At 71.9% G+C, this 18,651-nt stretch carries 21 protein-coding genes and 1 pseudogene; 11 read left to right on the plus strand and 11 right to left on the minus strand.

Translation table 11 applies throughout. The annotated features are described in order from the left end of the window. The first annotated feature begins 39 nt into the window (after positions 1 to 39). The 7 genes and pseudogenes from bfr to J3A75_RS03395 all read left to right on the plus strand — a co-directional run bounded on the left by bfr (position 40) and on the right by J3A75_RS03395 (position 5,157). Complete coding sequence (gene bfr / locus J3A75_RS03370; protein ID WP_012317139.1) at positions 40 to 537, plus strand: bacterioferritin; 498 nt, start codon at positions 40 to 42, stop codon at positions 535 to 537. A 119-nt stretch (positions 538 to 656) separates the two neighbouring features. Continuing rightward, a complete protein-coding gene (gene dapB / locus J3A75_RS03375; RefSeq protein WP_012317140.1) occupies positions 657 to 1,454 on the plus strand; it encodes a 4-hydroxy-tetrahydrodipicolinate reductase in 798 nt (265 codons plus the stop codon). A 17-nt stretch (positions 1,455 to 1,471) separates the two neighbouring features. Beyond that, a complete protein-coding gene (locus tag J3A75_RS03380) occupies positions 1,472 to 2,110 on the plus strand; it encodes a 2,3-bisphosphoglycerate-dependent phosphoglycerate mutase (protein WP_071000611.1) in 639 nt (212 codons plus the stop codon). Continuing rightward, positions 2,111 to 2,758, plus strand: a complete 648-nt coding sequence (locus J3A75_RS03385) for an alpha-ketoglutarate-dependent dioxygenase AlkB family protein (RefSeq protein WP_070998269.1) — start codon at positions 2,111 to 2,113, stop codon at positions 2,756 to 2,758. It begins immediately after the preceding gene. Further along, positions 2,755 to 3,696 (plus strand): annotated as a pseudogene (locus tag J3A75_RS03390) (DUF817 family protein); the annotation flags it as partial. The gene J3A75_RS03385 and the pseudogene J3A75_RS03390, both read left to right, overlap by 4 nt. A gap of 78 nt (positions 3,697 to 3,774) precedes the next feature. Next, entirely contained in the window at positions 3,775 to 4,113 is a 339-nt protein-coding gene (locus J3A75_RS36330) for a DUF2809 domain-containing protein (protein ID WP_409518684.1), read from the plus strand. A gap of 75 nt (positions 4,114 to 4,188) precedes the next feature. Further along, on the plus strand, positions 4,189 to 5,157 hold the full coding sequence (locus J3A75_RS03395) for a hypothetical protein (protein WP_209649695.1): 969 nt from the start codon (positions 4,189 to 4,191) through the stop codon (positions 5,155 to 5,157). 4 nt (positions 5,158 to 5,161) lie between these two features. Here the strand turns inward: J3A75_RS03395 and J3A75_RS03400 are convergent, their stop codons facing one another. From J3A75_RS03400 to J3A75_RS03410, 3 genes are all read right to left on the minus strand, one after another. Beyond that, entirely contained in the window at positions 5,162 to 6,781 is a 1,620-nt protein-coding gene (locus tag J3A75_RS03400; protein ID WP_209649697.1) for a gamma-glutamyltransferase family protein, read from the minus strand. A gap of 157 nt (positions 6,782 to 6,938) precedes the next feature. Beyond that, a complete protein-coding gene (locus J3A75_RS03405) occupies positions 6,939 to 7,361 on the minus strand; it encodes a hypothetical protein (RefSeq protein ID WP_012317146.1) in 423 nt (140 codons plus the stop codon). Between the two features lie 136 nt (positions 7,362 to 7,497). After that, positions 7,498 to 8,241 carry a hypothetical protein gene (locus J3A75_RS03410; RefSeq protein ID WP_312892333.1) on the minus strand — a complete coding sequence of 248 codons (744 nt, stop codon included), beginning with the start codon at positions 8,239 to 8,241 and terminating at the stop codon, positions 7,498 to 7,500. A 423-nt stretch (positions 8,242 to 8,664) separates the two neighbouring features. Here J3A75_RS03410 and J3A75_RS03415 point away from each other — a divergent pair, with 423 nt between their 5' ends. Next, positions 8,665 to 9,702, plus strand: coding sequence for an aspartate-semialdehyde dehydrogenase (locus tag J3A75_RS03415; protein ID WP_012317148.1), 1,038 nt, complete (start codon positions 8,665 to 8,667; stop codon positions 9,700 to 9,702). A 428-nt stretch (positions 9,703 to 10,130) separates the two neighbouring features. Here the strand turns inward: J3A75_RS03415 and J3A75_RS03420 are convergent, their stop codons facing one another. The 3 genes from J3A75_RS03420 to J3A75_RS03430 form a co-directional block, all read right to left on the minus strand. Beyond that, the gene (locus tag J3A75_RS03420) at positions 10,131 to 10,409 is read right to left on the minus strand and encodes a DUF2312 domain-containing protein (protein WP_026604676.1); all 279 of its coding nucleotides are present in this window, start codon (positions 10,407 to 10,409) and stop codon (positions 10,131 to 10,133) included. Between the two features lie 116 nt (positions 10,410 to 10,525). Further along, on the minus strand, positions 10,526 to 10,834 hold the full coding sequence (locus tag J3A75_RS03425; protein WP_029359065.1) for a DUF1244 domain-containing protein: 309 nt from the start codon (positions 10,832 to 10,834) through the stop codon (positions 10,526 to 10,528). A gap of 62 nt (positions 10,835 to 10,896) precedes the next feature. Next, entirely contained in the window at positions 10,897 to 11,661 is a 765-nt protein-coding gene (locus J3A75_RS03430) for an N-formylglutamate amidohydrolase (protein WP_024827861.1), read from the minus strand. Between the two features lie 190 nt (positions 11,662 to 11,851). On the opposite strand from J3A75_RS03430, the gene J3A75_RS03435 reads away from it, so the two are divergent. The 3 genes from J3A75_RS03435 to pyk all read left to right on the plus strand — a co-directional run bounded on the left by J3A75_RS03435 (position 11,852) and on the right by pyk (position 15,195). Further along, the gene (locus J3A75_RS03435) at positions 11,852 to 13,171 is read left to right on the plus strand and encodes a glycerate kinase (protein ID WP_070998274.1); all 1,320 of its coding nucleotides are present in this window, start codon (positions 11,852 to 11,854) and stop codon (positions 13,169 to 13,171) included. Then, the gene (locus J3A75_RS03440) at positions 13,137 to 13,619 is read left to right on the plus strand and encodes a DUF1036 domain-containing protein (RefSeq protein WP_012317153.1); all 483 of its coding nucleotides are present in this window, start codon (positions 13,137 to 13,139) and stop codon (positions 13,617 to 13,619) included. The genes J3A75_RS03435 and J3A75_RS03440 overlap by 35 nt, the downstream gene beginning before the upstream one ends. Positions 13,620 to 13,758: 139 nt before the next feature. Next, positions 13,759 to 15,195 (plus strand): pyruvate kinase, encoded by a 1,437-nt coding sequence (gene pyk / locus J3A75_RS03445; protein ID WP_012317154.1) that lies wholly within the window; start codon positions 13,759 to 13,761, stop codon positions 15,193 to 15,195. A 36-nt stretch (positions 15,196 to 15,231) separates the two neighbouring features. Here pyk and J3A75_RS03450 read toward each other — a convergent pair whose 3' ends face one another. The 5 genes from J3A75_RS03450 to J3A75_RS03470 all read right to left on the minus strand — a co-directional run bounded on the left by J3A75_RS03450 (position 15,232) and on the right by J3A75_RS03470 (position 18,625). Beyond that, positions 15,232 to 16,248: an alpha/beta fold hydrolase gene (locus J3A75_RS03450; protein WP_070998276.1), complete on the minus strand. Its 1,017-nt coding sequence runs from the start codon at positions 16,246 to 16,248 to the stop codon at positions 15,232 to 15,234. Next, positions 16,245 to 16,856: a tetratricopeptide repeat protein gene (locus J3A75_RS03455; protein ID WP_012317156.1), complete on the minus strand. Its 612-nt coding sequence runs from the start codon at positions 16,854 to 16,856 to the stop codon at positions 16,245 to 16,247. Before J3A75_RS03455 ends, J3A75_RS03450 begins: the two co-directional genes overlap by 4 nt. A gap of 138 nt (positions 16,857 to 16,994) precedes the next feature. Then, positions 16,995 to 17,120, minus strand: coding sequence for a type B 50S ribosomal protein L36 (ykgO, locus tag J3A75_RS03460; protein ID WP_003601867.1), 126 nt, complete (start codon positions 17,118 to 17,120; stop codon positions 16,995 to 16,997). Between the two features lie 177 nt (positions 17,121 to 17,297). After that, positions 17,298 to 17,918, minus strand: a complete 621-nt coding sequence (locus J3A75_RS03465) for a PAS domain-containing protein (RefSeq protein ID WP_070998278.1) — start codon at positions 17,916 to 17,918, stop codon at positions 17,298 to 17,300. Between the two features lie 134 nt (positions 17,919 to 18,052). Beyond that, on the minus strand, positions 18,053 to 18,625 hold the full coding sequence (locus J3A75_RS03470; RefSeq protein WP_020091503.1) for a YbhB/YbcL family Raf kinase inhibitor-like protein: 573 nt from the start codon (positions 18,623 to 18,625) through the stop codon (positions 18,053 to 18,055). Positions 18,626 to 18,651 lie beyond the last annotated feature (26 nt).

Here is an 18,651-nt window from a genome sequence, read left to right on the forward strand (position 1 = left end):
CTACCCCCCGCCTGAGAGCACGGTAAGGAGTACGGGGGCATGAAGGGCGACACCAAGGTCATCGAGTATCTGAATCGCGGCCTGCGCAGCGAGCTGACCGCCGTCAGCCAGTACTGGCTGCATTTCCGCATGCTCAATGACTGGGGCTACGTCGAGCTGGCGAAGTTCTGGCGCAAGGAATCGATCGAGGAGATGAACCACGCCGATCGGTTCATCGACCGGATCCTGTTCCTCGACGGGTTCCCGAACCTACAGGAACTCGACCCGCTGCGGATCGGCCAGAATGTCCAGGAGATCCTGGAATCCGATCTCGCCGCCGAGAACGAGGCCCGCAGCCTCTACCTCGAGGCCGCGAAGTACTGCGACTCGATCAACGACCGCGTGTCCAAGCGCCTCTTCGAGGATCTGGCCGAGGACGAGGAGGGTCACATCGACTTCCTCGAGACCCAGCTGGAGTTGATCAAGCAGATCGGCCTGCCGCTCTACGCGCAGAAGCATATCGGCGGGCTCGAGCAGATCGCTCCCGAGAAGGAGTGAGAGCGACCGGGCTCCCGCCGCCCGTGCGGCGGAGCGGGCGCCCGGACAGCGTGGCGGGCAGGGGCGGGGCCGGCGCGGTCCTGTTCCCGCCTGCGTGTGACGGCTAGCTGGGGAACGGAATGCGGCTCGTGGTAGTCGGCGCCGACGGGCGCATGGGGCGAATGCTGATCCGCGCGGTGGCGCAGGCCGAGGGCTGCACGCTCTCGGCGGCGATCGAGCGCGACGGCTCGCCGGCGCTCGGCCAGGACGCCGGCGTGCTCGCCGGCCTGCCGCCCCTCGACGTGCCCGTCACCGACGACGCTCTGACGGCCTTCGCGGCCGCCGACGGCGTCCTCGACTTCACCGCGCCGGCCGCCACGGTGGCCTTCGCCGAGCTCGCCGCCCAGGCGCGCATCGTGCACGTCGTCGGCACGACCGGGCTGTCGGAGGAGGACTTCGCCAAGCTGAAGGCGGCCTCCTACCACGCCCGCATCGTGCAGTCCGGCAACATGTCGCTCGGCATCAACCTGATGGCTGCCCTGGTCCGCCGGGTGGCCAAGGCCCTGGGCGACGAGTTCGACATCGAGATCGCCGAGATGCACCACCGCATGAAGGTGGATGCCCCCTCCGGCACCGCGCTGATGCTGGGCGAGGCCGCCGCCGAGGGCCGCGGCGTCGACCTGAAGGCGGTCCGGGTCTCGACCCGGGACGGGCATACCGGTGCCCGCCGGCCGGGCGACATCGGCTTCGCTACCCTGCGGGGCGGCAGCGTCGTGGGCGATCACAGCGTGATCTTCGCCGGCACCGGCGAGAGCCTGACGATCAGCCACCACGCCGCCGACCGGGGCCTGTTCGCCACGGGCGCCGTCAAGGCCGCGCTCTGGGCCCATCCCAAGCCGCCGGGGCTCTACACCATGACCGACGTGCTCGACCTGTGACCGGCGGCGCGACGGCGATGGAGCGGCTCCTCGTCCTCGTCCGGCACGGCCAGAGCGAGTGGAACCTCCGGAACCTGTTCACGGGCTGGCGCGACCCGGACCTGACCGAGCGCGGCGTCGCCGAGGCGCGGGCCGCCGGCCGTGGTCTGAAGCGGGACGGCTACGGCTTCGACGTGGCCTTCACCTCCGCACTGATCCGGGCGCAGCGCACCTGCGCGCTGGTGCTGGAGGAGATGGGCCTCTCCGAGATCCCGATCCTGCGCGAGCGCGCCCTGAACGAGCGCGATTACGGCGACCTTTCCGGCCTCAACAAGGACGAGGCCCGCGCCCGCTGGGGCGACGCGCAGGTCCACGCCTGGCGCCGGGGCTACGACGTGCGGCCGCCCGGCGGCGAGAGCTTGAAGGACACGGCCGCGCGGGTGCTGCCCTGCTACGTGGCGACGATCCTCCCGCCCGTGATGGCCGGCCAGCGGGTCCTCGTGGCGGCCCACGGCAACTCGCTGCGCGCCCTCGTCATGGTCCTCGACGGCCTGACCGAGGCGCAGGTGCCGGACCTCCAGATCCGGACCGGCGTGCCGCTGGTCTACCGCCTGAACGCCGACACCACGGTCGCGTCGAAGACCGTGCTGGACCAGGACGTCGACGCGGGCCGCTGAGTGGCGACGGAACTCGCTCCGGGCCTGATCCACCACCCCGGCTTCCTCGACGCGACGGCCCGTGCGCGGCTCGCCTCCGAGATCGCCGCGATCCTCGCCGAGGCACCGCCCGTCACGCCGCGCATGCCCCGCACCGGAAAGCCATTCTCGGTCCGGATGTCCAATGCCGGCCCGCTCGGCTGGGTCTCGGACGTCGCGGGCTACCGCTACCAGCCGGACCATCCCGAGACCGGGCGGCCATGGCCGGCCCTGCCGCCGACCGCCCGCGCGGCGTGGGCGGCGCTCGCGGCCTACCCGGCACCGCCGGAAGCCTGCCTCATCAACCTCTACGCCCCGGGCACCCGCATGGGCCTCCACCAGGATCGCGACGAGGCGGATCTCGCGGCGCCGGTCGTGTCGCTGTCCCTCGGCGCGGCGGCCCTGTTCCGGTACGGCGGCTTGAGCCGGTCGGGCCCGACCCGCTCGATCCGCCTGCAGGCCGGCGACGCGCTGGTGATGGGCGGCGCGTCGCGGCTGGTCTTCCACGGCATCGACCGGCTCTACGCGGACGGCGACCTGCTGGCTGCGGCGGACGGCCCCGCGTTCCTGCCGCCGGGCGGTCGCTGCAATCTCACCCTGCGGCGCGTCACGGTGCCGGGCCCGGCATGACGCGCGAGCGAGACCCGGACGCGGAGCCGTCCGTAACGCCGGTCCCGATCCCGCGCGCGCGCGACAGTGCGGCGGCGCAGTGGCCGGCGCTCGCCGGCTTCGTCGCGGCCGAGGGCCGCCTCCAGGAGGCGGCGCTTGCGCGCGGCCGCGCCGCGGCCGGGCTCTACGAATTCGTCCGATTCGGGCTCAAGCAGGGCTGGGCCTGCCTGTTCGGGGGCCTGCTTCTGGCGCTGATGCTCGGCACGCGCCTCGTCTGGCCGGCCCACGCGCCGATCGCCCGCTACGACGCGCTGTTCCTCGCCGCCCTCTTGCTCCAGGTCGCGATGCTGCGGCTGCGGATGGAGACGTGGTCGGAGGCCCGTGTGATCCTGGTCTTCCACGTCATCGGCACGGCGATGGAGATCCACAAGACCGCGATCGGCAGCTGGGTCTACCCGGAGGCGAACCTGTTCCGGCTCGGCGGCGTCCCGCTGTTCACGGGCTTCATGTAGGCGGCCGTCGGCAGCTATCTTGCCCGCGTCTGGCGCCTGTTCGATTTCCGTTTCACCCGGCACCCGAGCCTGCGCCTGCTCGCGGTCCTGTCAGTGGCGATCTACGTCAACTTCCTCATCGATCACCGCGGCATCGACCTGCGCGCCGGCCTCATCGCGGTCGCGTTCGCGGCCTTCGCCCCCGCGACCGTGTACTTCAAGGTCTGGCGGGAACACCGCACCATGCCGCTGCTGCTCGGCCTGCTGCTCGTCGCGCTGTTCATCTGGTTCGCCGAGAGTTTCGGCACGCTCTCCGGCACGTGGCTCTACCCGAGTCAGCGGCAGCACTGGTCGGTCGTCCCGGTGGCCAAGCTCTCGTCCTGGTTCCTGCTGATGATCGTGTCCTACACCCTGGTCGCCCGGGCGAACGGCATCGCGACCTGGCCGATCGCGCCGACGGCGCCGGCGCGGCGGACTCTGCCGCTGGCGCGGGCGACCCATCTCGGCCTCGCGGCCGCGGTGATCGCCCTGGGATTGCTGCTGCGCGTGCCGCCCTGGCGCCTGCCGCTCGCGATCCACCATTACGGTGGCGGCCTCCTGTGGGGGGCGATGCTGTTCCTTCTGGTCGCGGCCCTGCGACCCGGCAGCTGGGGCCTGCGCATCTGCCTGATCGCCGCCTTCGCGGCCGCCGCGCTCATCGAGACCAGCCGGCTCGTCCATACGCCGGCCCTGGACGCCTTCCGGACGACCCTGCCGGGTCAGCTCCTCCTCGGCTCCATCTTCTCGCCGTGGAATCTCCTCGCCTACGGCGTCGGAATCGCCGCCGCCGCCGCGCTCGCGCTTTCCCTTCATCGTGAACGCAGGCGCGCCGCGTTGCCGGCTTGACAGAACAGGTCGCCCGGCAGACCCATCGGGTGCGGACTAACCCAAAGTTGGGTCCACCAGGAGAACCGGTTTTCGATGCGGATGCGCAACCTGACGCTGCGTCTCGGACGGGTTCTGTGCGCAGCCGCGCTCGCGGCCAGCCTCGGCTCGGCCGCCCGGGCCGGCGATCCCGTCTATCCCGCGGGCTCGCGCTTCGGCTTCGACCCGCCCGCCGACATGTCGCTGTCGCGGCGCTTCTCGGGCTTCGAGCGGAAGGAGGGCGGCGCGACCGTGTCGGTCGTCGAACTGCCCGCGAACGCCTTCGCGGAGCTCGTCAGCGGCTTCACCGACGCCAACCTCCTCAGCCAGGGCTTCGCGGTCGAGAAGCGCGAGGAGGTCAAGATCGGCGACAACGAGGGCATGCTCTACACCGGTGAGCAGCCCGCCGATCCCGGCTCGTCCGCGCCGGCGATCCGGAAGTGGATCCTCGTCGTCGGCACGCCGACCGTGACCGGGCTGATCATCGCCCAGGCACTGCCCGACGCCGAGACCGAGGCCTCGATGCGCAAGATGGTGACCGGCGTCAAGCTCCGGCCGGCCCTCTCGCTGACCCAGCAGGTCGACGCGCTGCCTTTCCGCATCGCCGACATGGCGGGCTTCCGGCCGGTGCGAGTGATGGCCGGCAACTCGGTCCTCCTCACCAGCGGGCCCAAGGACCAGATGCAGAATCTGGAGCAGCCGATCCTGGTCCTGGCGCAGGCGGTGCAGCAGCCGCCCGGGGCCGAGCAGCGCGACGGCTTCGCCCGCGCCGCCCTGGCGTCCAATCAGACCCTCAAGGACTTCGTCATCGAGCGGGCGCAGAGCTACCGCTCGAACGGTGTCGACTGGCACGAGATCGTGGCCCGCGCCCTCGACCAGCCGACCAATCAGCCGGTGGTGGTGATGCAGACCATCCGGTTCGCACCGGACGGCTACATCCGCGCCCTCGGCGTCGTGCGGCAGGATCAGCGCGACGGCGTCCTCGCCAAGTTCCGGCAAGTGGTGGACAGCGTGCAGGTCAAGTAGCGCGTCACCAGACGACGGCCTGCCCGTCGCGGCGCGGGTCGCTCGCGGCCACGTAGCCCTCGACGGCGGGATCGCCCATCCGCCAGATGAACTGGCCGGCGCCGAAATCCTGGTAGCTGTCCTCGATCACCTCGAGTTGGTGGCCGAGGGCCTTCAGGCGCTCTAGCGTCGCGCCCGGCATCGCCGCCTCGACGTTGATGTCGAGGCCCTCGTTGACCCGCCAGCGCGGCGCGTCGCAGGCCGCCTGCGGGTTCTGGCCGTGGTCGATCATCCGCACCAGCGTCTGGACGTGCCCCTGCGGCTGCATGTTGCCGCCCATCACGCCGAAGCTCATCACCGGCGCACCGTCCTTCGTGAGGAAGCCTGGGATGATGGTGTGGAACGGCCGCTTGCCGGGCGCCACCACGTTCGGGCTCTCCGCATCGAGCACGAAGCCGTAGCCGCGGTTCTGCAGGGAGATGCCCCAGCCCGGGACGACGACGCCCGAGCCGAAGCCCATGAAGTTCGACTGGATGAAGCTCACCATCATGCCGGACTCGTCGGCGGCGGTGAGGTAGATCGTGCCGCCCGCGGGCGGCTTGCCCGGCCCGAAGACCTGGGCGCGATTCCGGTCGATCAGCTTGGCGCGCTCCGCGAGGTAGGCGGGGTCGAGCATGGCCTCCGGCGTCACCTCCATCCCGCGCGGGTCGGCGACGTACCGGTAGGTGTCGCTGAAGGCGAGCTTCATCGCCTCGATCTGCAGGTGCTGCGACTCCGGCCCGTCGACCGGCAGGCCGCCGAGGTCGAACTGCTCCAGGAGGCCCAGCGCGATCTGCGCCGCGATGCCCTGGCCGTTCGGCGGGATCTCGTGCAACGTGTAGCCGTGGTAATCCTTCGCGGTCGGCGTGACCCATTCGGGGCGGAACGCCGCGAGGTCGGCGGCGGTCATCGCGCCGCCGTTGGCCCGCGCGTGCGCGGCGATCGCCTCGGCGATCTCGCCCCGGTAGAAGGCCTCGCCCTTGGTCTCGCCGATCAGCCGCAGGGTCTTCTCGGCGCCGGGAAAGGTCACCAGCTCGCCGACATCCGGTGCCCGGCCCCGCGGCAGGAAGAACTCCGAGAAGCCCGGCTGGCGGGTGATCGCCTCGATCCGGGCCGCGGCCGCCCATTTCTGCTGGACCACGGCCGGGGCGAGGTAGCCGCGCTCGGCGATGCGGATCGCGGGCTGCATCAGGTCGGCGAAGGGGAGCCGGCCGAAGCGCTCGCTCAGCGCCGCCCAGGCGGCGACCGCGCCCGGCACGGTGACCGAGTCCCAGCCGCGCATCGGCGGCCGCTCGGCGGCGCCGTACTTCTGCAGGAAGTAGTCCCGGCTCCAGGCGGCCGGAGCCCCGCCCGAAGCGTTGAGGCCGTGCAACGCCTTCCCGTCCCACAGGATGCAGAAGGCATCGGAGCCGAGACCGTTGCTGCACGGCTCGGTGACGGTCTTGGTGGCCGCCGTGGCGATCGCCGCGTCGACGGCGTTGCCGCCGGCCTGGAGCATCTGAATGCCGGCCTGCGCTGCCAGCGCGTGCGAGGTCGCCACGCAGTTGCGCCCGAACATCGGCATCCGCAGCGACGGATACCCGGTCACCCAGTCGAACGGCTTCATCGCTCAGTTCCCGGCCTCGGCAGCCCACGCGCTCCCGCGGCACTTGGCATACAGGATATCCAGCCCCGGTGAAGGCGTGGGCCGGCATGCCCGCCAACGAAAAACGCGGGCCCGAGGACCCGCGCTTCGCGAACATTATGTTGTCTGGTCGGGCCGCTCAGTAGGGGCGGCCGTAGAGCGGCGAGGTCGGATCCAGCCGGTCGACGAAGGAGAGGTCGACGTTGCGGATCGCCGAGGAGCGGGCGCCGATGAACGGTCCGTTGGTGATCGGGTCCGGAAGGATGCCGCGGCCGAAGCGGTCGGTCGGGCCGTAGGGCGGGGTCAGCTGGTTCGACGCCGCGATCAGGTAGGGGTTCAGGGCCGGGTTACGCGAGCCGCCGGCGCCCGGAACGTTCGAGGTCAGCGGCACGTTGCCGGCGTCGAGCCAGCTGCGCGGACGCACGCGGATCGGCAGGGGCCGGCTGACCCGGTAGATCGGGCCGGTGATGTAGCCATCCTGAGCCTGGGCGGGCGCGGAGGCCAGAGCGCCGAGGCCGGTGGCGGCGACGACGCCGAGAAGGGCGATCTTGAGCGAGCGCATGGCCAACCTTGTCCTTGAGTGCCATCAGTATGGCGACCGAAGCTTAACAGTTCGCCGCCTTTGACGATAAGACGCTTGGGCGAGGCTGTTGTTCCGCCCTTATGGCTGAGCTTGTGCGTTTTGCCACACTCCGGCCTCATTTTTTATTTTGCGGCCGCCGGATTAACGATCCGGCCCTCCCGGGCGGCTCTGTCCCGGACGATGCCGGGCACGCGCCCGCCGGATCGGGCGCGACCGAGAAGGCCGCCGTCGTGGCGGCATCGGCGAGGTCGACGAGGCTCAGCGCGTCGAGCATGCAGCCGAGGGCCTGCGGCTCCGGCGGGCGCGCGAGGGGCGCGCAGAGCCATCCGTCGAGCTGGAACGCCGTGTCGCGGGTGACGAAGCCGGTGCAGGTCCGCTGCGCGGGGCCCGCGAAGGTCACCTCCAGGGTCTCGACCGCACCGAACTTGGTGCGGATCTGGTCGCGGGCGCCGGTCCGGGCCACGGCCAGGGCTGGCCGGTCGAGGGCCGGACCGTTCGCGGCGCGCCGGGCCATGAGGACGAAGAGCGTCGGCGGTGCGCCGGAGCGGAACCCGCGGGTGAGCTGGACCCGCAGCGCCGGCGCCTCGATCGCCGCGACGTCGCCGCGGATCAGGGTGTCCTCGCGCAGCCCGGTCCGCGGATCGACGCGGGCGGACACACGCACCGGATCGAGCCCCGGCTCCGCGAGGCCGAACTGGGCGACCGAGGCCGCGGGCGGTGCCGGCGAGGCCTGAACCGACGGGACGAAGGCGGTCTCCGCGGCCGGCGGCGGCGCGGGCGCGGAGGTCGAGGTCTCGCCGGGCCAGCGGGGGAGGGCCCACAGCAGCGCGATCGCCGCGGAGGCCAGGACGATGCGCACGCCCAGAGAGCCCGGAGAGCCCGGGGTGTCCGGCCCGCGCGCGGCCCGGCCGCCCGGCACGCCGAGCCCGATCCGATCGACGAGGTGCGCTGTTCCGGTCAGGGGCGTGCTCCGTGGCGGCGGGAGGCCGCGGGGATGGGCGGTCAGGGTCGCGCCGAAGGATTGAATTCCCTCTCCCGGCTGGAGGCCGTCACCGGGTTTCCGGAGGCAGGGTGAATCGAGTGTTGCGCTGTCGGCGGCCTTGACAGCGCGCGCCCTTGCGCGCCTTGCTCGACCCGGCCGTCGCCCCCACCTCTGCGGAGGACGGGGTCTGCGGCCGCGCCCGTTTGGCGGGCGCGTCCGGCACGAACGATCCTTCGGCCGATTGTACTGGCACAGGCGCGGCACCCGGATCGGTCGGGGTTTTCCGCGCGGAGACGAGAGATGGGTTACAAGGTCGCCGTCGTCGGCGCCACGGGCAACGTGGGCCGCGAGATGCTCGATATCCTGGCCGAGCGGGCGTTCCCCGCCGACGAGGTCGTGGCGCTGGCTTCGCGCCGCAGCCAGGGTCAGGAAGTCTCCTACGGCGACAAGACGCTCAAGGTCAAAACGCTGGACACGTACGACTTCTCCGACACCGACATCTGCCTGATGTCGGCCGGCGGCGAGGCTTCGAAGGAGTGGTCGCCCCGCATCGGCCAGCAGGGCTGCGTGGTCATCGATAACTCGTCGGCGTTCCGCTACGACGCCGACGTGCCGCTGATCGTGCCCGAGGTGAACGCCGACGCGGTCGTGGGCTTCACCAAGCGCAACATCATCGCCAACCCGAACTGCTCGACCGCGCAGCTGGTCGTCGCGCTCAAGCCCCTCCACGAGGCGGCCACGATCAGGCGCGTCGTCGTGTCGACCTACCAGTCGGTCTCCGGCGCCGGCAAGGAGGCGATGGACGAGCTGTTCAACCAGACCCGCGCCGTGTTCACCGCCGGCGAGATCAAGCAGGGCGGCAAGTTCACCAAGCGCATCGCCTTCAACGTCATCCCCCACATCGACGTGTTCATGGAGGATGGCTACACGAAGGAAGAGTGGAAGATGGTCGCCGAGACCAAGAAGATGCTCGACCCGAAGATCAAGCTGACGGCGACCGCCGTTCGCGTTCCGGTCTTCATCGGGCACGCGGAATCGGTGAACATCGAGTTCGAGCAGCCGCTCTCGGCCGAGAAGGCCACCGAGATCCTGCGCGCCGCCCCCGGCGTGCTGGTGATCGATAAGCGCGAGAACGGCGGCTACATGACTCCCCACGAGGCGGCCGGCGAGGACGCGACCTACATCTCGCGCATCCGCGAGGACGCGACGGTGGAGAACGGCCTGAACTTCTGGTGCGTCTCGGACAACCTCCGCAAGGGCGCGGCCCTCAACGCGGTGCAGATCGCCGAGGTGCTGGTCAACCGCAAGCTGCTGAACCGGGCCAAGCGCGCGGCCTGAGATCGGTCCCTCTCCCGGCGGGAGGGGGATCCTTCGGACGGATCCTCGGGATACGATCCTTGGGATCCGTCACGCGTCTGTCAGTGTCGGGGCTCATGCCGTGGATCGGATGCCGCGCGCTTCCGTCCGCGACGTGAATGCGCGGCGTGCTCGACCAGCAGTCTGCACGGCAGCCCCTCGAGCGTCGCGACCTAGCCGATCATCGACGGCCGGAGGCGGGGCGGGGCGCGGCTCACCGACACCCACTCGCTGTCCCCGGCCGTCACCGCGTCGGACACCACCGCGCCGGTGAGCGGCCGGATGGGTGGTCGGGGCCGGCCAAGTCGGGACACGATCGACATTGCCGTGCAGGTTCCGGCCACCGCTGCGATGCGGTCCTGTCGGAAGCGGGGCTGCAGATCGGGCGGCCGCTTCGCCGCCCGGTCCGACTACGCCATGCCGAGGGCCTGCATGTAGAGCTCGAGGATCGCCTCCTGCTCCTGGCGCTCGCTGTGGTCCTGCTTGCGGATGCGCAGGATCGTGCGAACCGCCTTCGCGTCGAAGCCCCGGCCCTTCAGCTCGGCGAACACCTCCTTGATGTCGCCCATGATGCCGGCCTTCTCCTCCTCGAGACGCTCCAGGCGCTCGATGAACTGCTTCAGCTCGTCCGCGGCCACGCCCTCGGCCGACGAGACGTCGCCGCCGGGCCGCTGCGCGGCGGTGGGCATCGAATGGGCGTTCATGGGGCTCTCCCGAATGCGCGGCGCGGTTGCGCCCTGGACCCGTGGTTAACGGGCCGGCCTTACTGGAAGCTTAGCCGATCCGCCGCGACGCGGGCGCAGCCTCAGTGGTCCTTGGGCGGCGCGGCCGCGAAGCCGGCCTGCTGCTCCGGACTCGCCTCCGTCTGGAAGCGCGCCTTCCACTCGGCGTAGGGCATCCCGTAGACCGCCTCGCGGCTCTCGTCCTTGGTCAGGGCCACGCCCGCGCCGTCGGCGGCGTCCTTGAGCCAGTTCGACAGGCAGTTCCGGCAGAAGCCCGCCAGGTTCATCAGGTCGATGTTCTGCACGTCCGTCCGCTCGCGCAGATGCGCGACGAGGCGGCGGAACACCGCGGCCTCGAGTTCCGTCTGGGTCCGGGGATCGATCTCGCTCATTCGTCGCAACTCTCTTCAGGTCTGGCGGGCCGCTCCCGATTTCGGGACCGGCCGGACGGAGATCAAGCCGCGAGCAGCGGGCGCAGGATGCGGGCGAAGCGCGCGGCCCACTCAGCCTGACCGTCCGCGCCGGCGATCAGGTCCTGGCGGATCTCGACGAGGGCGTTCGCGAGGCCGCGGGCGGTGGCGTGGCGGTCGATCGTGTCGCCCGGCAGGCCGCCGCCGTAGGGCTGGTTGTCGCCGACGGTGAGCCCGGCCGGATCGGCCTCCAGCGCGCGGATGAGCGGGCGGGCGAAGCGCTCGTCCCGGTCGTACAGGATGCCGACCTGCCAGGGCCGCGCGATCCCGCGCCAGTAGGGCGTGAAGCTGTGCATGGTCAGGAGCACCGGCGGCCGGCCGGCTGACTGGGCGGCGGCGATCGCGTCGTCGATGGCCGCGTCGAACGGCGCGTAGAAGCGGGCGATCCGGGCCTGCTTCCCGGCCTCGTCGATCCGGGCGTTGCCCGGCACGACGGCACCGTCGGACAGGCGCATCACCAGGGTCGGATCGGCGCGCCCGCGGTTCGGGTCGATGATGAGGCGGGAGAAGTTCGTCAGGATCGCCGGGGCGCCGAGCTGCGCCGCGAGGCTGCGCGTCACCGCCGCCGCGCCGATGTCGTAGGCGATGTGCCGGGCATATTCCGACGCGGGCACGCCGAGCGCGATGTCCGGCGGGACGAAGTTCGAGGCGTGGTCGCAGGCGATGACGAGGCCGCAGGCGGGATCGCCGGGAATGATCTCGCAGGGATGTGGGGGCGCGACGGCCGTTTCTGTCTCCGGACGGGTCACGGGGCTCCGAGGTCTTCCGAGAGGTCTTCAGATCTGTGCGAGGGCGCCGATGGCGCTTGCCGTCGCGCGGCCGCTCGGGCAGATCACCTATCAAGGATCGTGCGCTCACGGCAAGAAACGGGCCCGCCGCCCAGGGAAGAAACGGGCGGGGATCGCGCGACACAATGGAGAGAGGAGCCCGTTCAACGCCATGACCGAGACCGTTCCGCCCGTCGCCGACGCGGCCACCCGGGACCAGCGCGCGCTCCTCGATTCGATCCTCACGGCCGCGATCCGCGCCGCCCACCCGGATCTCTGCCTGCCGCCGCACCTGCCGGAGCCGAGCCCGGGCCGTCTGATCATCCTGGCCGCCGGCAAGGCCGCCGGCAGCATGAGCGCCGTAGCGAGCCGCTTCTACCGCCAGAAGCACGGCCTCGGGGATGACCGGATCGTCGGCCTCGCGGTGGCGCGCCACGGCTACGGACAGGACGCGCCGGGCATCCACATGGTCGAGGCGGGCCACCCGGTCCCCGACGAGGCCGGCATCTCGGCGACCCGGGAGGCGCTGCGGCTCGCCACCGAGGCCGGCCCGGACGACGAGGTGCTGGTGCTGCTCTCGGGCGGCGGCTCGGCCAACTGGATCGCCCCGGCCGGCGACCTGACCCTCGTGGAGAAGCAGGCGATCACCCGGGCGATGCTCCGCTCCGGCGCGCCCATCGGCGAGATCAACACCGTGCGCAAGCACATCTCGCGGATCAAGGGCGGCCGTCTCGCCCTCGCGGCCCGCAACGCCCGGCGCGTCCTGACCCTGGCGATCTCGGACGTGCCCTTCGACGATCCGGCGGTGATCGCCTCCGGACCGACCGTGCCCGATCCGTCGACCCTGGCCGATGCCCGGGCCATCTGCGAGAAGCGCGGCATCCCGCTGCCCGAGGAGGCGGTGCGCCTCCTGAACGACCCCAACAACGAGACGCCGAAGGCCGGCGATCCCGCCTTCGCCCGCGCCGAGTACCGCATCATCGCCCGGCCGATCGACGCCCTGAACGCCGCCGCCGAGGCGGCCCGCGCGGCCGGCTACGAGCCGATCCTGCTGGGCGCCGACCTGGAGGGCGAGGCCCGCGAGGTCGCGGCCGAGCACGCGGCCGAGGCCAAGCGCCACAAGGCGGCCGGCAAGCGCGTCGCGCTGATCTCCGGCGGCGAGCTCACCGTCACCATCCGCGGCGAGGGCCATGGCGGCCCGAACCAGGAATACGCCCTGGCGCTGGCGGTCGCGCTCGACGGCGAGCCCGGCATCTTCGGCATCAGCGCCGACACCGACGGGACCGACGGCGGGCGGGGCCTCGCCACCGACCCGGCGGGCGGCCTCGTCGACCCCACGACCCTCAAGCGGGCCCGGGCCGCCGGCCTCGACCCGGCCGCGATGCTGGAGCAGAACGACTCCACCGCCTTCTTCGCGGCCCTCGGCGACCTCGTGAACCCCGGTCCGACCTGCACCAATGTCAACGACTGCCGCATCATCCTCGTCAACTAGGTCTCGCGTCTCGGCGGCTCAGCTCCTCCCGGCAGTCACGGTCCTCGGCCTCGCGCTCCTCGGCGCGAGTCCCGCCAGGGCGGACCTGCGCCTGTGCAACCAGACCGCCAGCAAGGTCGGGATCTCGCTCGGCTACCGCGACCCCCAGGGGTGGGTGACGGAGGGCTGGTGGGATCTGGCGCCGAAAGCCTGCGAGACGCTGCTCAAGGGCGCGCTGGCGGCGCGGTTCTACTACGTCTTCGCGGTCGACTACACGCGCGGCGGCGAGTGGAGCGGCCGTTCGCTGATGTGCACCCGCGATTCGGAGTTCACGATTCGCGGGATCGAGGATTGTCTCGCCCGCGGCTACGACCGGAACGGCTTCTTCGAAGTCGACACCGGCGAGCAGAAGAGCTGGACCATCCAGCTCACGGATCCGAACCGGGCAGACGCGCCGGCGAAACCGTAATGTGACGACGGCGGCCGTGATTGCGGCCTTGACGCTGTCCGGCTGGGGATGCTCACAGCCGATCGGCGCTCCCTGAGCCAGATCTTCTAACCGCCGGCGCTCGACGCTGCGCGGCAACGAGAACACGGAGGAAATACGCTTGAAACGGTCACGCCGCACGAAGATCGTCGCCACCCTCGGTCCGGCCTCCGATTCGCCGGAGATGATCGAGCGGCTGTTCCGCGCGGGCGTCGACGTATTCCGGCTCAACATGAGCCACCTGCCGCGCGAGAAGCTGCCCGAGAAGGTCGAGGCGATCCGCACCATCGAGCGCGAGGCGAAGCGGCCGATCGGCATTCTGGTCGACCTGCAGGGGCCGAAGCTGCGGCTCGGCACCTTCGCGGAGGGCGCCGCGATGATCGAGGCCGGGGGCACCTTCGTGCTCGACGGCGACCCGACGCCCGGCGACGCCGCACGCTGCCACCTGCCGCATCCCGAGATCCTGGAGGCGCTGGAGCCGGGCCACGCCATCCTGGTCGACGACGGCAAGCTGCGGCTGACCGTGCTCGAGACGGCGCACAATCGCGCCGTGACCCGCGTCGAGGTCGGTGGCCGGATCTCGAACCGGAAGGGCGTGTCCCTGCCGCACACCGTGATCCCGGTGCCGGCGATGACCGACAAGGACCGGGCCGACCTCGATGCCGGTCTGAACGCCGGTGCCGACTGGATCGCCGTGTCGTTCGTCCAGCGCCCCGAGGACGTGGCCGAGGTGAAGAAGGTCTGCGCCGGCCGCGCCCTGGTGATGGCCAAGATCGAGAAGCCGCAGGCGCTGGCGCGCCTCGACGAGATCATCGAGATCTCCGACGGGCTGATGGTCGCCCGCGGTGACCTCGGTGTCGAGATGCCCCTGGAGCAGGTGCCGGGCGTGCAGAAGCGCATCACCCGCGGCGCCCGGCGCTACGGCAAGCCGGTGGTCGTGGCGACCCAGATGCTCGAGTCGATGATCACCGCGCCTGTGCCGACCCGCGCCGAGGTCTCCGACGTCGCCACAGCGGTCTACGAGGGGGCGGACGCCGTGATGCTCTCCGCGGAGAGCGCCTCGGGCGCCCACCCGATCGGGGCCGTGGAGACCATGAACCGCATCGCCGAGCAGGTGGAGCGGGACGCGATCTACTGGTCGATCATCCGGGCGCAGAGCGCGACCCCGGACGAGACGGCGGCCGACGCCATCGCGGCGGCGGCGCACCAGATGGTCGACGCGCTGAGCCTCGACGCGATCATGGCCTGGACCAATTCCGGTTCCACGGCCCTGCGCCTGTCGCGCGAGCGCCCGAACGCCACCGTGATCGCCCTCACGCCCCGGCGCGAGACGGCGCGGCGCCTCGCCCTGGCCTGGGGCACGCACCCGATCGTCACCAAGGACGCCAGCGACGTGGACGACATGTCGTTCCGGGCCGCCAAGTTCGCCGTGCGCGAGAAGTTCGCCGCCGTGGGGGACCGGGTGATCGTGGTGGCCGGCCTGCCGTTCGGCACGCCGGGCGCCACCAACCTCGTGCGTCTGACCTTCATCACTCGCGAGCATGCCGAGAAGGCCTGATGGCACCGGGATACGAGTTCAAGACCGGCCGGCGCGTCAGTGCGCGACGGCCGCCTCCGGACCGGCCGTGCCCGTTGCGCCGGCGAGTCGGGCCACCTCCTCGGTGACGCGATCGGCGGCGACGTACTGGAGCATGTGGCCGATGCCCGGTAGCAGCACGAGCCGCGCCCCGGGGATCGCGCGGGCCAGCGGCACCGCCTGCGCGTCGGCGCGGACGATCGGGTCCGCCTCGCCGGAGATCACCAGGGTGGGCACGCGGATCGTGCCGTAGCGCGGACCCTGCGCCGCGACGGCGCGCGGCAGGCCGAGCAGGTCCTGGACGTTGGCGAGCAGGGTTCCGGGCCGCAGGACCAGGTCCGACCGCGCCAGCTCCGGGTAATCTGCCCGCGGCGGTTGCGGCTGAAAGACCCGTCGCGCCGCCTCGGGCAGGAAGTGCTGCGCGATGGGCGGCCCGACCGTCCGGCTGAGCAGCCACGCCACCGGCGGGGTCACGGCGAGCCGCCAGTACCAGGGCAGATCGGGCATCCGGTCCGGCATGGGCATCGCCACCGGCGCTGCGAGGGCGAGGGCCGACACCCGGTCCGGGTGATCCAGCGCGAGGGCGAGGGCCAGGGCGCCGGCCCAGGAATGGCCGAAGACGAGCGCCGGGCCGACACCCATCCGTTCCAGCGCCTCGGCGATCAAGGCGGCTTGCGCCGTGGGGGGCGCGGTGTCGCCGCCACCGATCCGGTCGCTCCAGCCGAAGCCCGGCCGGTCGAAGGCGATGACCCGGAAACCCCGCGCCGCGAGCCGGTGGCCGATCCCCTCCATCGGATCCGACGCGTTGGCCGAGGCGCCGTGCAGGAGCACGACGGGCGGTCCGTCGGCCGGCCCGTCCTGCAGGGTCGCGAGCCGGCCGCCGGTGACCGCCACGAACGGGCCTGCCGGCGGGTGGGCGGCGCCGACCCGCAGGGTGATGGCCAGCGTCGCCAGTGCGCCGGCCGCGAGGACGAGCCCGGCGAGGGCGAAGGGCAGGGCCAGGAGGGTGAGGAGGACGGCGGTCACCCGGCTCACAGGTCGCGGCCGTCGACCTCCGGAGTGAGGCGGTTGATCGCCTCGCCGATCTTCTCCATCTGCGGGTAGAGCGCCCGCGCCCGCCGGAAGGCGGCGAGCGCCCGCGCCTTGTCGTCGAGCGATTCGTAGATCCGGCCCATCGCGGCCCAGGCCTCGAAGTGGCGCGGCTCCAGCACCAGGGCCCGCTGCAGGTCCGCCAGGGCGTCGTCCTTGTCGGACAGGAGCCAGAACACCGTCGCGCGCCGGTTCCAGCCCTCCGACCAGTTCGGCTCGAGGGCGGTGACGCGGTCCATCAGCTCGGCCGCCAGGGGGAAGTCGTGTGCGGTGACCGCCTGCCGGGCGCGGTCGGTGAGGAGGTCGGCGGTCGGGCTGCCCGACCCGGCCATGCGCCGCTCGATCAGCCGGGCGATGCCCTTGGCCTCGGCCGGGTCCTCGCTGGCGCGCAGGCGGGCGAACAGGTCGTCGAGGCTCGGCGGCTTGGGGGCCGGCTTCCCCTCGGGAGCGGTGCGGCCGGGACGCCCGGTCTCCGGAGCCGCTCGCGCCGCCGGGATGTCCAGGGCGAGGCCCGACAGGCAGACCAGGGCGGCGAGGAGGCGGGTCGGCGTCATGCGGCCAGACTGTGCGCCGGCCCGGGATCCGTCAACGTGCCGCGGTGCCGCGCGCATGCGGAAACGGCCGCGCCCCTTCGGGTACGGCCGTCCCAACGTCGATCGTCGTCCGACCCGGCCTGACCGGGCGGAGCGGCCTCAGCCCTGGCGGGCCTTGAAGCGCTTCTGGGTCTTGTTGATCACGTAGACCCGGCCCTTGCGGCGCACGAGCTGGTTGTCGCGGTGGCGGCCACGCAGGGACTTGAGGGAGTTGCGGATCTTCATGGGTCTCTCGAGCCCGGAGGGCCGTCCGTTGTGTAGGGTGTCGGGAACGTGGTCACGAGGCTGGACGCGGCGTCGCGTCCGGCGATCACGGCTCACGCATCGCGGGATGGCGCGGCCATATCAGGATTCGCCCCCGGAAGGCAAGGCGCGACGGGCATCGAGCGGAGGCGGGGCGGCTCAGTGAACCCTGTCGAGATCCGGCACGGCCGGCGCGAGCACGAGCTGCCGGCCGATCTCGTGCAGCAGCACGTCGAGCAGCGGCTTCAGGCGCTCGAACCCCGGCCGGGGCAGGCCGTCCTCGGCGGCGTTGTAGAGGGCCAGGGCCATCTCGGCGACCCGGTCGATGCCGCCGGCGGCCACGTCGGTCGCGCAGAAGGCGGATTCGTCGAGGAAGCCGTCGCGGCCGCGCTCGGTCACGTCGATGACGATCCCGTGGGCCTCGCTGACGCCGCCCTGCGCGTCGAGGATGAAGCGGCCACGCGCGAGGATCCACCGGACCTCGCCCGGCGCCGGAACCGTCCGGTACTGCGCGATGTACAGGCCGCCCTGCCGGCGGAGGTCGTCGAGGATCGACGCGATCCGCCGCTGATCCTCCGGGTGGATGCGGTCGAGGAAGGCCCCGAAAGTCGTCCCGCTGCCGCTCTTCGTTCGGGGCAGGCCCAGCATCGTCGCCGCGACGGGGTCGCACCGGAGAACATCGTCGGCGATGTGCCAGGTCCAAGTCCCGACATCCGACACAGCGAGCGCGCGCGCCACACTGCTGCCGCCCCGCCGCTTCGTGCGCACGCCGACGCCCACAGGCCCGACCTCCAGCCATTTTTCAGGCGGTCTGCCCAGACCGCTTCGTTGGTCGACACAATACTGAGATCACGAATGCGGCACAACGCGCGAGTTCTGCAGGGCTGAGCTGTATCGCATCGGTATCGGCCGGATCAGGGACGATGGTAAACGCCGGTCAATATCCCCTTCGCGAGGACCTGACCGCGCATGGCCTCGATCAGCGCGCCGCGGCCCGGCGCCTCGGCAAGGGCGAGGGGCTGCCGCAGCGCGTAGATCTGGAAGAGGTATGGGTGCGGCCCGTGGCCGGTGGGCGGGTCCGGCGGCAGCCATTCCGCGCGCAGGAAGCTGTTCCGGCCCACGGCCTCCACGGTGCCCGCGTGGCCGGGACCCGGCAGCGCACCCTCCAACAGGCCGGCGGGTTCCGGCGGGACCGACCAGGCTATGAGATGGACCAGCGGCCGGGGCGTCGGGCTGCCCGCATCCTCCACGAGGAGGACGAGGGCGGCGGTGCCCGCCGGCAGCCCGCTCCAGGCGAGGGGCGGCGACACGCCCGCGCCGTCGGCCGTGAAGCGGGCGGGCAAGTCCGCCCCGTCGGCGAAGGCCGGGCTCGACAGCGTCACGGTCTCGGGCACGTCGGGGAAGTCAGCGCGGGACGTCGTCTTGTCCAGGCCCGCCTTCAGCCCCGACAGCGCCTCGCCGAGCACACCGGGAATCTTCTCGAGCATCGCCGCGTCCTCCGCCGCGATGGCAA

The organism is Methylobacterium sp. PvP105 (genome assembly GCF_017876975.1).
Classification (GTDB): Bacteria; Pseudomonadota; Alphaproteobacteria; order Rhizobiales; family Beijerinckiaceae; genus Methylobacterium; species Methylobacterium radiotolerans.